The sequence below is a fragment of the Mycobacterium sp. genome, assembly GCF_039583785.1.
In the GTDB taxonomy this organism is placed as follows: domain Bacteria; phylum Actinomycetota; class Actinomycetes; order Mycobacteriales; family Mycobacteriaceae; genus Mycobacterium.
Genome location: NZ_JAVKSG010000087.1, coordinates 1 through 11371 on the forward strand (window position 1 = coordinate 1; position 11371 = coordinate 11371).

Sequence of the window (11371 nt, forward strand, 5' to 3'; positions counted from 1 at the left end):
TCAGTGGTAGGAAAGGTGACTGTGACGGTGCCTACCGAGACTCCGATCGACGACGTTGTGGACGTGGTCAGCAGGCTGATCCGGTTCGACACCACCAACACCGGCGACCTCGCAACCACCAAGGGCGAGGCGGACTGCGCCCACTGGGTGGCGGCACAGCTCGAGGAGGTCGGCTACCAGGTCGAGTACCTGGAATCCGGTGCGCCCGGCCGGGGCAACGTGTTCGCCCGGCTGGAGGGCGCTGACAGCTCGCGCGGTGCGCTGCTGATCCACGGACACCTCGACGTGGTGCCCGCCGAGCCGGCCGAGTGGAGCGTGCACCCCTTTTCCGGGGCCGTCGAAGGCGGCTATGTCTGGGGCCGCGGCGCGGTCGACATGAAGGACATGGTCGGCATGATGCTCGTCCTGGCCCGGCATTTCCGTCGGTCCGGCATTATTCCGCCACGCGACCTGGTGTTCGCGTTCGTCGCCGACGAAGAGAACGGCGGCACCTACGGCTCGCAGTGGCTGGTGGACAACCGGCCCGACCTGTTCGAGGGCATCACCGAGGCGGTCGGCGAAGTCGGCGGCTTCTCGCTGACGGTGCCCCGGCGCGACGGCGGCGAGCGGCGGCTCTACCTGATCGAGACCGCCGAGAAGAGCATGCACTGGATGCGGCTGACCGCGCACGGTCGGCCGGGTCACGGCTCGATGGTCCATGACCACAATGCGGTCACCACTCTTGCCGAGGCGGTCGCGAAGCTGGGGCGCCACGTTTTTCCGGTACTGCCGACCGACAGCGTCGTGCAATTCCTGACCGCCGTCGGCGAAGAAACCGGATTCACTTTCGACACCGAGTCACCCGACCTGGACGGGGCCGTCGAGAAGCTTGGGCCGATTGCGCGAATTGTGAAAGCAACGCTGCGTGACACCGCCAACCCGACAATGCTCGAGGCCGGTTACAAAACCAATGTGGTGCCGGCCACCGCCGTGGCGGTGGTGGACTGCCGGATTCTGCCCGGCCGCCTGGCGGCGTTCGAGACCGAAGTCGACGAGCTGATCGGGCCCGACGTGACCCGCGAATGGATCACCACACTGCCGTCGTATGAGACGACATTCGACGGCGACCTGGTCGACGCCATGAACGCGGCGCTGCTGGCCGTCGATCCGGACGCCCGGACCGTGCCGTACATGCTTTCCGGTGGAACCGACGCGAAAGCGTTCCAGCGTCTGGGTATTCGTTGCTTCGGTTTTGCCCCGCTGCGGCTGCCGCCGGACCTCGATTTTGCGGCGCTGTTCCACGGCATCGACGAACGGGTACCCGTAGACGCGTTGAAATTCGGCACCGAGGTGCTCGCACACTTTCTGATGCACTGCTAGCCGACAACCAGAGAGGGACTGAAAGTTATGACCGCAACACCCGACCCATACGCCGCGCTACCGGCGTTGCCGACGTTTGCGCTGGAGTCGGCGTCGTTCGCCGACGGGCAGACGCTGGCCACACCGCAGGTCAGCGGAATCATGGGCGCTGGCGGCGAGGACGTCAGCCCGCAGCTGAGCTGGTCAGGATTTCCGCACGGCACAAAGAGTTTCGCGGTGACCGTCTACGACCCGGATGCCCCGACGGCATCCGGCTTCTGGCACTGGGCGGTGGCCAATCTGCCCGCCTCGGTTCACGAACTACCCGCCGGTGTCGGGGACGGCAGCAATCTGCCCGGCGACGCGCTGACGCTGGTCAACGACGCCGGTCAACGTCGCTACATCGGCGCCGCCCCGCCCGCCGGCCACGGGCCGCACCGCTATTACGTCGCTGTGCACGCGGTCGACGTCGACAAGCTCGACCTGCCGGAGGATGCCAGCCCGGCGTTCCTGGGTTTCAACCTCTTCCAGCACGCGATCGCGCGAGCGGTGATTCACGCGACCTACGAGCAGAAATAACCCGCCTAGCGGTTTGCCGATCCCACGGCGTCGCTCAAAGAGCCGAATCCACGTTCGCGCAACCTAAGCGCCAGACCGTCGTGAATGTGTTTGGCCCACAGGCCTCCACCGTAGACAAAACCCGTATAGCCCTGCAGCAGTGACGCTCCGAAGGTGATCCTGTCCCAGGCATCGTCGACGGTCTCTATGCCACCGACGCTGATCAGCGTCAGCCGGTCACCGACCCGGCCGTACAGCCGCTGCAGCACCTCGGCGGCACGGGCGCGCAGCGGCGGCCCCGAGATGCCGCCGCTGCCGAGTTGCTCGACACCTGGCGTGGCCAGTCCGTCGCGCGACACCGTGGTGTTGGTCGCGACGATGCCGGCCAGGCCGAGTTCGACTGCCAGGTCTGCGATGTCGTCGACGTCGGTGTCGGTCAGATCGGGTGCGATCTTCACCAGCACCGGAGTCGTCGTCTCAGCGAGCACGGCCGCCAGGATCGCGCGCAGCGATTCGACTGTCTGCAGGTCACGCAGTCCGGGCGTGTTGGGCGAGCTCACGTTGACCACCACATACGCGGCGTGCGGCCCGAGCAGGCGGGCGCTGGCCCGATAGTCCGCAGCGGCATCCTCGGCTGCGGTGATCTTGGTCTTGCCGATGTTGACGCCGATCGGAACGTCGGATCGGTGGCCGGCCAACCTCGCGGCCAGTGCGGCGGCGCCGTGGTTGTTGAAGCCCATCCGGTTGAGCAGGGCGCGGTCGTCGGGCAGCCGGAACAGCCTGGGCTGCGGGTTGCCCGGCTGCGCGTGGGCGGTGACGGTGCCGACTTCGGCATAGCCGAAACCCAATGCGCCCCAAGCGTTGAGGCCGGTTCCGTCTTTGTCGAAGCCGGCGGCCAGGCCGAGCGGGCCGGGAAAGTCGACGCCGAACACCGTGCTGGCCAGCACCGGGTCCATCGGCGCCAGCCGGCGGCTCAGTTGGCGCCGGACCGCCGAGGTGGCGGTGGCGCCGCGCAGCCCGGCGAACACGATGCGGTGGATGCGTTCTGCGGGCACCAGGAACAGCAAGCGGCGCAGCGCTGTATACGAGGGTGAACCCACCGTCACAGGTCCGGCTGACCGGATGCGTTTTCGGCGCGAGGTCTTCTGCGGCGCAACAACACTCGTCGGGTCCCGTCGGTGTAGAGCCGTACCCTGGTCAATTCCCAGCCGCGGTACTCCGCTTCGATGGACAGTCGGGTCGAGGCGCTGAGCCGGGTGACCTCGGGTGGCAGACGCAGAGGGGCCCACTCGTATTCGTCGGACAGGTCGGCGTTCCACTCCACCGGCAGGTTGCCGTGCCGGGCCGCCGTCAACGCGCGCCCGTCGCCGCGTGCTCGATGACTTGGACGCCCCCGCCGTCGCCCGAGACCACATATAGCGTGCCCGCGGCATCGTCGAAGGCCAGCGCGTTGGGTTGCCGCACGGATGGGTACCGTACCTTTTCCAGTGGTATTCCGGTCGATAGATCGTAACCAATAACAGTATTCGTCAGGGTCTGCGACACCCAAGCCAACCCGCGCGACCCGACGACGCCGTACGGGGAATCCGCGACCGGACAGGCCTGACGCAGAATCAAGGGGTCGACCCCGAACACCAGCAGCTGACCGCCCCGGGTGTCACTCACCAGCAACCGGCCTGCCGAATCGGCCACCATGGTGGTCGCGCCCCGACCGGCGCGCAGCGACTGCCCAATTCGGCCGTCGGCGCCGACGGTGACAATCGACGTCTGTTCGCGATCCAGCACCGCGACGGTATTGCCTTGAGCAGCAAGCGAATCAACGTGAGAATGCACTTGCGTCCGATTGACGTCAGTCGCCCCGGGACCAACCAAGTACAGCGTCCCGTCAGAAGTCCCCAACACCACCGTGCCGTCGGCCCGGCGGGCGATCGCGGTGAAGTCGATGCCGCCGGCATCACGAAGGCTCATCCGAGTGGCGTGGCCGACCGCCAGGTCGACCATGAAATAGCCACCGTGCGTGGACAGATAGGCGGTCCCGGCGTTGTCGCCGGTCAGTCCGGTCGCCGGCCCGGGCAGCTGTATCACCCGCTGAGATGTCTGCTGCGAGCCCATCAAGGCCAGCGTTGACGGCGCGCTTGCGGTAGGCCCAGGAGCGACGGTCACCAGCTTCCCGGTCCGCGCGTCGAACACCGCGCTCTGCGCTCGCGCGGCCAAGGGACGAACCACCCCCGCCGGAGTCTGCGTCACCGGGGGTGACTGTGCCGCCTGCGCCGGTGTGCCCCCGGCTGGGAGGTCGTCGAAGGGCTTCTTCGAGCACGCCGGCGAGAGCACGAGGGCAAACAGCAGGCCCATGGCGGCTGTCCGACGCATGCGTGCATCGGGTTTACGGTTTGCTGGCACGGGGTAACTCTCGGGTACTCGGGGGGCTCGCCAGGGTAACAGGGTGGTCTAGCAGCGCGGGTCGGGTAAGTCAGAGCGGGTCGGGACAGACAGCGGGGTATGGTCAGCCTATGAGCGTTGCCGAAGACGGCCAATTCTCAGGTGGACAGTTCGCGATCGAGGACATGTGGCTGGGTGCCTTCTCCGCGAAAGTCCTGGCCAGTGGCTTTGGGCAGGTCGGTGACGGCCGAAGTTTCGCGTTTTGCATCGAGGGTCAGCAGTTGCTGGTCGAGGTCTACCGGCCGCGGCTCAAAGGTCCGGTCCCGCAGCCCGAGGACATTGTCGCCACGGCGCGACGAACTGTGGTCGACGTCGACATCACCGACCAGCGCAGCCTGGGCGCCGCCGTTCGCGACGCGGTTGCCCTCGCCGAGCCGTCCAGCTAGACCCCGCAGGGCTGTCCGGCCTGGCGGCGTGGGCGACCCGGTACGGTCGTCGTCGTGCATGCGGTGCAGGCGATGTCGTGGTGGCAGGTTGTCGTGTTGGCCGTCGTTCAGGGCCTGACCGAATTTCTACCGGTGTCATCCTCGGGCCACCTGGCCATCGTGTCCCGGGTCTTCTTCGCTGACGATGCCGGCGCGTCTTTCACGGCTGTGTCCCAATTGGGCACTGAGGCAGCGGTTTTGGTGTACTTCGCCCGCGACATCGGCCGGATCCTGGTGGCGTGGTTCAAAGGACTGTTGAACCCGGCTCATCGCGCGGTCGATTACCGCCTGGGCTGGTACGTCATCATCGGCACCATTCCGATCTGCGTGTTGGGTCTGCTGTTCTCCGACGAGATTCGCTCCGGCGTGCGCAACCTGTGGGTGATCGCGACTGCGCTGGTGGTGTTCTCGGCGGTGATCGCACTGGCCGAGCGACTCGGGCGGCAGTCCCGCGGCGTCGAGCAGCTGACCTGGCGCGATGCCGTCATCGTCGGTACGGCTCAGACGTTGGCGTTGGTGCCCGGGGTATCCCGGTCCGGGGCGACCATCAGCGCCGGCCTGTTCGGTGGCCTGCAGCGCGAATTGTCCGCCCGGTTCGGCTTCCTGCTGGCGATTCCGGCGGTCTTTGCATCCGGGTTGTTCTCCATCCCGGACGCGTTCCACCCGGTGCGCGACGGTATGAGCGCGACGGGCCCGCAACTGTTGGTGGCGACGGTGATCGCGTTCGTCGTCGGCTTGGCCGCGGTGGCGTGGTTCCTGCGATTCCTGTTGCGGCACAGCATGTATTGGTTTGTCGGCTATCGCGTGGTGGCCGGCGTATCCGTGCTGATTCTGTTGGCCACCGGGGCGGTGAAGGCGGTATGACGGTCATCCTGCTGCGGCACGGCCGGTCCACCTCCAACACCGCGCACACGCTGGCCGGCCGCTCCGAAGGCGTCGAGCTCGACGACAAAGGCCGCCAGCAAGCCGCCGAGCTGGTCGACCGGCTCGGTGAGCTGCCGATCCGCGCGGTGGCGAGCTCACCGCTGCTGCGCTGCCGGCAGACCCTCGAGCCGCTGGCTGCCGCACTCGGTGTCGAGGTCGAGATCGACGAGCGGCTCGCCGAAGTCGACTACGGCGAGTGGACCGGCCGCAAAATCGGCGACCTGGTCTCCGAGCCGCTGTGGGCGGTGGTCCAAGCGCACCCCAGCGCGGCGGTGTTCCCCGGCGGCGAGGGGTTGGCCGGGGTCCAGACGCGCGCCGTCGCCGCAGTTCGGGACCACGACGCCAGGTTGGCCGAGCAACACGACGGCGACGTGCTATGGCTGGCCTGTACCCACGGCGATGTCATCAAGGCCGTCGTTGCCGATGCGCTGGGTGTGCATCTGGATGGCTTCCAGCGGATTTCCGCGGACCCGGCGTCGGTCAGTGTGATCCGTTACACCCGGCTGCGCCCGTTCGTGCTGCACTCCAACCACACCGGGGCCAGCCTGACGTCCGCGCTGACGCCGCCACCGGCACCCGCGGGTGACTCTGCGGCCGACGATGCGGTGGTCGGCGGCTCGACGGACTGAGCGGTCCACCGAGGCCTGGATTTACGACTCCGCTGCCACAGCCGGTATTTTGGACATGTCATGTCTCGTTCGATCCACGTCTTCCGCTCACCCGACCGATTCGTCGCCGGGACCGTTGGGCAGCCCGGAAACCGCACTTTCTACCTGCAGGCCGTGCACGACGCCCGGGTGGTGTCGGTGGTGCTGGAAAAGCAGCAAGTCGCGGTGCTCGCCGAGCGGATCGACGCGCTGCTGGTCGAGGTGAATCGCCGGTTCGGCACGCCGGTTCCGCCGGAGACCGACAAGGTGGAAGACCTCAGCCCGCTGGTGACTCCCGTCGACGCGGAATTCCGGGTCGGGACCATGGGATTGGGCTGGGACTCCGAGGCGCAGACCGTGGTCGTCGAACTGCTCGCGGTCAGCGACACCGAGTTCGACGCGTCCGTGGTGCTCGACGACACCGACGAGGGACCCGACGCCGTGCGGGTGTTCCTGACCCCGCAGTCCGCTCGCGAGTTCGCCACCCGGTCCAACGCCGTCATCTCCGCCGGTCGCCCACCGTGCCCGCTGTGCGACGAGCCGCTGGACGCGCAAGGACACATTTGTGCGCGGACCAACGGCTACCGGCGCAGCGCGCTGCTCGGGCCGGACGATGACGCCGAGGCCTGACGATCGCGCGGTACTACGCACCGGCGAGTTGACGGTCCTGGGACGCATCCGCTCGGCGAGCAACGCCACCTTTTTGTGCGAGGCGACCCTGGACGAGCACACCGTGCACTGCGTGTACAAGCCGATCTCCGGCGAGCAGCCGCTGTGGGACTTTCCCGACGGCACCCTGGCCGGCCGCGAACTCAGCGCCTATCTGGTGTCGGCGCATCTGGGCTGGAACATCGTGCCCTACACCATCATCCGGCATGGCCCGGCCGGCCCGGGGATGCTGCAGCGATGGGTGGACCAGCCCGGTGACACGCCGGACTCAGATCCCGGGCCCGAGCTGGATCTGGTCGACCTGGTTCCGGCCGACCGCTGCCCGCGCGGCTATCTGCCGGTGCTGCGCGCCTATGACTACGCCGGCGACCCGGTCGAGTTGGTGCACGCCGACGACGTCCGGCTGTGGCGGATGGCGGTCTTCGACGTGCTGATCAACAACGCCGATCGCAAGGGCGGTCACGTGCTGCGCGGCCTGGGCGGCGACGTCTACGGCGTCGACCACGGGGTGAGCCTGCACGTCGAGGACAAGCTCCGCACCGTGCTGTGGGGATGGGCCGGCAAGAAAATCGACGACAAGACGTTGGAGAGGGTGTCGTGTCTGGTCGACGGACTCGCCGACTCGCTGGGGGAAGCTCTGTCCGAGCACCTCAGCAGCGCCGAGATCGCGGCGCTGCGGCTGCGAGCCCGGGTGCTGCTCGCCCACCCGGTGATGCCGAGCCCAGACCGGCACCACCCGATTCCCTGGCCCGCGTTCTGACCGATGTCCCGCTCGCTGTCACTGTCGCTGCACGCGCCCGTCGCGGTCGACGAGATCCTGGCCGCATTCGCCGACGAGACCTACTGGCAGGCAAGGCTGGCCGCTTTCGACGGTGGCACCGCGACGCTGGATTCGCTGACCGTCGACCCGGGCGGAAGCGTCACCGCGGCTCTGACGGTCAGCCTCTTGGCGAATCGGCTGCCCAAGGTGGTTACCGCGTTGGTTCCCGGTGAGTTCGAGATGGCGCGCACCGAAACCTGGCGTCCGGTCGGTGACGGCACGGCGCGCGGCGCGATCACGGTGAAGGTGCCGGGGGCGCCGGTGTCCGCGGTCGGGACGGTGTCGCTGGTGCCGGCGGGGACGGGTTCGCGGCTGGACTTCAGCGCAGGCGTGCGGGTGAATATCCCGCTGGTGGGCGGCCAGGTGGAGCACTTCGTCGTCAGCCGTCTCGGTGCCGAGATCGGCGCGGTGCAACGCTTCACCAACACCTGGATCGTGACGAACCGCCCGGGCCGTCAGTGATACTGGACCGGTGAACCCCGAGCCTCTCAGCGACGCGGCACTGGCCGCCGACCTCGCCGAGGAAGCGGGAAAGCTGTTGCTGGCCGTCCGCGACCGGGTCGGTTTCGACCACCCGTGGCTGCTCGGCGACGAGGGCGACAGCCAGGCCAACGCGTTGCTGCTCGAGCGACTACACGCCGAGCGCCCGGGCGACGCGGTGCTCAGCGAAGAGGCGCACGACGATCTGAAGCGGCTGCGGTCCGACCGGGTCTGGATCGTCGACCCGCTGGACGGAACGCGCGAATTCTGCTGGGAGGGCCGCGACGACTGGGCCGTGCACGTCGCACTGTGGCAACGACACGGCGGTCCGAACGGCGCGATCACCGACGCCGCGGTCGCTCTGCCGGCGATGGCGGAGTTGCATCGCAGCGATACCGTAATTGCCCCTACCGCAACGCTTTCCGGCCCGATCCGGATCACCGCCAGCTCCAATCGTCCGCCGGCCGTGCTGTACTACCTGGCCCGGCAGCTGGACGTGGAGTTCGTCCGGATCGGCTCGGCCGGCGCCAAGGCGATGTCGGTGGTGCGCGGCGACGCCGACGCCTACATCCACGCCGGCGGGCAATGGGAGTGGGACTCGGCCGCCCCGGCGGGTGTGATTCTGGCGGCCGGCATGCACGCGTCTCGCCTCGACGGTTCCGAGATGATCTACAACCGGCCCGACCCGTATCTGCCCGACTTCCTGATGTGTCGCGCCGAGTTGGCGGATCTGTTGCTGGGCGCGATCCGGTTGGCAGGCTAGCGACACCTTAGAGTCGACGGTATGCAGTCCTGGCCTTCGGCACCCCTACCTGTAGTGCCGGGACGCGGCCCAGAGCTGCGGCTGTACGACAGCTCCGATCGTCAGGTGCGCCCGGTGTCGGCCGGGCCGACCGCCACCATGTACGTCTGCGGCATCACGCCGTACGACGCCACCCACCTCGGCCACGCCGCCACCTACCTGGCGTTCGACCTGATCCACCGGCTGTGGCTCGACCTCGGCCACGACGTGCACTACCTGCAGAACGTCACCGACGTCGACGATCCGCTGTTGGAGCGGGCCGACCGCGACGGCATCGATTGGCGCGACCTGGCGGCCCGCGAGACCCAGCTGTACCGCGACGACATGACCGCGCTGCGGGTGTTGCCGCCGCGCGAATACGTCGCGGCCACCGACGCGGTGGCCGAGGTCGTCGAGCTTGTCGAGAAAATGCTCGCCTCCGGAGCCGCCTACGTCGTCGAGGATGCCGAGTTCCCCGACGTGTACTACCGCGCCGACGCCACGCCGCAGTTCGGCTACGAATCCGGCTACGACCGCGACACCATGCTGACGCTGTTCGCCGAGCGCGGCGGCGACCCGGATCGGGCGGGCAAGACCGATCGGCTCGACGCGCTGCTGTGGCGGGCCACCCGGCCGGGTGAGCCGAGCTGGCCTTCGCCGTTCGGCGCTGGCCGGCCGGGCTGGCACGTCGAGTGCGCGGCGATCGCGCTCAGCCGCATCGGCAGCGGCCTCGACATCCAGGGCGGCGGTAGGGACCTGATCTTCCCGCATCACGAGTTCACCGCCGCGCACGCCGAATCCGTCACCGGTGAAAGGCGATTCGCCGGCCACTATGTGCACGCCGGCATGATCGCCCTCGACGGCCACAAGATGTCCAAGAGCCGCGGCAACTTGATTCTGGTGTCCGGGCTGCGCGCCGAGGGCGTCGATCCCGTCGCCATCCGGTTGGGCCTGCTGGCCGGGCATTACCGGTCCGACCGCGAGTGGACGCCGCAGGTGCTCGACGATTCCACGGCCCGGCTGCAGCGCTGGCGGGCCGCGACCGCGCTGCCCGCCGGCCCGGCTGCCGGTGACGTGATCGCCCGGGTCCGCCAGTATCTCGCCGACGATCTGGACACGCCCAAAGCGCTTGCTGCACTTGATGGTTGGACAACCGATGCGCTGGAGTACGGCGGCCACGACGCTGAGGCGCCGCCGGCCGTGGCTGCCCTGACCGATGCACTGCTGGGGGTGGAATTGTCCTCAGCGCGGCGTTAGAGGGTAGGTTGCGGCCATGACGTCAGTGAACTCGCAAGTCGTATTCATCACCGGTGGTGGCCACGGGATAGGGGCCGAGGTGGCCCGCCGCCTGCACGCCAAGGGCGCCAAGCTGGTGCTGACCGACTTGGACGCGGCCGCACTGGCGACCATCTCCGCCGAACTCGGCGGCGACGAGCATGTGCTGACCGCGGTCGCTGACGTGTGCAACCTGGCCGCGATGGAGTCCGCCGCCGAGCAGGCCGTCCAGAAGTTCGGCGGCATCGACGTCGTGGTCGCCAACGCCGGCATCGCCAGCTACGGATCGGTGCTGCAGGTCGACCCCGAGGCGTTCAAGCGGGTCATCGACGTCAACCTGACCGGGGTGTTCCACACCGTGCGCGCCACGCTGCCCGCGGTGATCGAAACCAAAGGCTATGTGCTGGTGGTGTCGTCGTTGGCGGCCTTCGCCGCCGCCCCCGGGATGATCCCGTACGACGCGTCGAAGGCGGGCGTCGAGCATCTCGCCAACGCATTGCGACTCGAGGTCGCCGGCCATGGCGTCACCGTCGGCTCGGCGCATATGTCCTGGATCGACACCGCGCTGGTTCGCGACACCAAGGCCGACCTGCCGTCGTTCACCGAGCTGCTGTCCAAGCTGCCGTGGCCGCTGAACCAGACCACCTCGGTGGACGACTGCGCGGCGGCCTTCGTCAAGGGCATCGAGCAGCGCAAGCGCCGGGTGTACTGCCCGGGTTGGGTGGGGTACTTCCGCTGGCTCAAGCCGCTGCTGTCGATGCCGGTCGGCGAGAACCCGATCGCCAAGACCGCGGCGGAGCTGTTGCCCCGGATGGACCAGGAAGTCGAGGCACTCGGGCGTTCCACCAGCGCCTACAACACCAAGTTGAGCAAGTCCTGACCGCGGACACACTGTCCTTTTAAGCCTGACTGGCTTTTATTGTCGGCATGTCCACGGTGGCGTGCCTCACCTACTTTGAGCGCGTAGCCGGTGGTCGTGCCTCACCTATTTTGAGCGCGTGGTCGTCAAGGCTTG

General features: G+C 68.1%; 14 protein-coding genes. 11 read left to right on the forward strand and 3 right to left on the reverse strand.

Annotated elements, in window-relative coordinates:
* Positions 1-3: 3 nt before the first annotated feature.
* Together ABDV69_RS18495 and ABDV69_RS18500 are read left to right on the forward strand one after the other, a co-directional pair.
* Positions 4-1359, forward strand: a complete 1356-nt coding sequence (locus ABDV69_RS18495) for a M20/M25/M40 family metallo-hydrolase (RefSeq protein ID WP_343577027.1) — start codon at positions 4-6, stop codon at positions 1357-1359.
* A gap of 27 nt (positions 1360-1386) precedes the next feature.
* Positions 1387-1917 carry a YbhB/YbcL family Raf kinase inhibitor-like protein gene (locus ABDV69_RS18500; protein ID WP_343576997.1) on the forward strand — a complete coding sequence of 177 codons (531 nt, stop codon included), beginning with the start codon at positions 1387-1389 and terminating at the stop codon, positions 1915-1917.
* Between the two features lie 5 nt (positions 1918-1922).
* On the opposite strand, the gene ABDV69_RS18505 is transcribed toward ABDV69_RS18500, so the two are convergent.
* From ABDV69_RS18505 to ABDV69_RS18515, 3 genes are read right to left on the reverse strand one after another with little or no spacing between them, the layout of a single operon-like run.
* Complete coding sequence (locus tag ABDV69_RS18505) at positions 1923-2996, reverse strand: quinone-dependent dihydroorotate dehydrogenase (protein ID WP_343576999.1); 1074 nt, start codon at positions 2994-2996, stop codon at positions 1923-1925.
* A gap of 2 nt (positions 2997-2998) precedes the next feature.
* Positions 2999-3250, reverse strand: coding sequence for a DUF5703 family protein (locus ABDV69_RS18510; protein ID WP_343577002.1), 252 nt, complete (start codon positions 3248-3250; stop codon positions 2999-3001).
* Positions 3247-4266 (reverse strand): hypothetical protein, encoded by a 1020-nt coding sequence (locus ABDV69_RS18515; RefSeq protein ID WP_343577005.1) that lies wholly within the window; start codon positions 4264-4266, stop codon positions 3247-3249. Before ABDV69_RS18515 ends, ABDV69_RS18510 begins: the two co-directional genes overlap by 4 nt.
* 140 nt (positions 4267-4406) lie before the next feature.
* On the opposite strand from ABDV69_RS18515, the gene ABDV69_RS18520 reads away from it, so the two are divergent.
* The 9 genes from ABDV69_RS18520 to ABDV69_RS18560 all read left to right on the forward strand — a co-directional run bounded on the left by ABDV69_RS18520 (position 4407) and on the right by ABDV69_RS18560 (position 11236).
* On the forward strand, positions 4407-4721 hold the full coding sequence (locus tag ABDV69_RS18520) for a hypothetical protein (RefSeq protein ID WP_343577008.1): 315 nt from the start codon (positions 4407-4409) through the stop codon (positions 4719-4721).
* Positions 4722-4793: 72 nt separating this feature from the next.
* On the forward strand, positions 4794-5624 hold the full coding sequence (locus tag ABDV69_RS18525; protein WP_343577029.1) for an undecaprenyl-diphosphate phosphatase: 831 nt from the start codon (positions 4794-4796) through the stop codon (positions 5622-5624).
* Positions 5621-6313 (forward strand): histidine phosphatase family protein, encoded by a 693-nt coding sequence (locus ABDV69_RS18530; RefSeq protein ID WP_343577011.1) that lies wholly within the window; start codon positions 5621-5623, stop codon positions 6311-6313. The genes ABDV69_RS18525 and ABDV69_RS18530 overlap by 4 nt, the downstream gene beginning before the upstream one ends.
* A 60-nt stretch (positions 6314-6373) precedes the next feature.
* Entirely contained in the window at positions 6374-6961 is a 588-nt protein-coding gene (locus tag ABDV69_RS18535; RefSeq protein ID WP_343577014.1) for a DUF3090 domain-containing protein, read from the forward strand.
* Complete coding sequence (locus tag ABDV69_RS18540) at positions 6945-7760, forward strand: SCO1664 family protein (protein ID WP_343577016.1); 816 nt, start codon at positions 6945-6947, stop codon at positions 7758-7760. Before ABDV69_RS18535 ends, ABDV69_RS18540 begins: the two co-directional genes overlap by 17 nt.
* Positions 7761-7763: 3 nt before the next feature.
* On the forward strand, positions 7764-8282 hold the full coding sequence (locus ABDV69_RS18545; RefSeq protein ID WP_343577019.1) for a DUF2505 domain-containing protein: 519 nt from the start codon (positions 7764-7766) through the stop codon (positions 8280-8282).
* 10 nt (positions 8283-8292) lie between these two features.
* Positions 8293-9063, forward strand: coding sequence for an inositol monophosphatase family protein (locus ABDV69_RS18550; RefSeq protein ID WP_343577022.1), 771 nt, complete (start codon positions 8293-8295; stop codon positions 9061-9063).
* Positions 9064-9084: 21 nt separating this feature from the next.
* The gene (gene mshC / locus ABDV69_RS18555; RefSeq protein ID WP_343577024.1) at positions 9085-10338 is read left to right on the forward strand and encodes a cysteine--1-D-myo-inosityl 2-amino-2-deoxy-alpha-D-glucopyranoside ligase; all 1254 of its coding nucleotides are present in this window, start codon (positions 9085-9087) and stop codon (positions 10336-10338) included.
* A 16-nt stretch (positions 10339-10354) separates the two neighbouring features.
* Positions 10355-11236: an SDR family oxidoreductase gene (locus ABDV69_RS18560; protein ID WP_343577025.1), complete on the forward strand. Its 882-nt coding sequence runs from the start codon at positions 10355-10357 to the stop codon at positions 11234-11236.
* Positions 11237-11371: the final 135 nt, after the last annotated feature.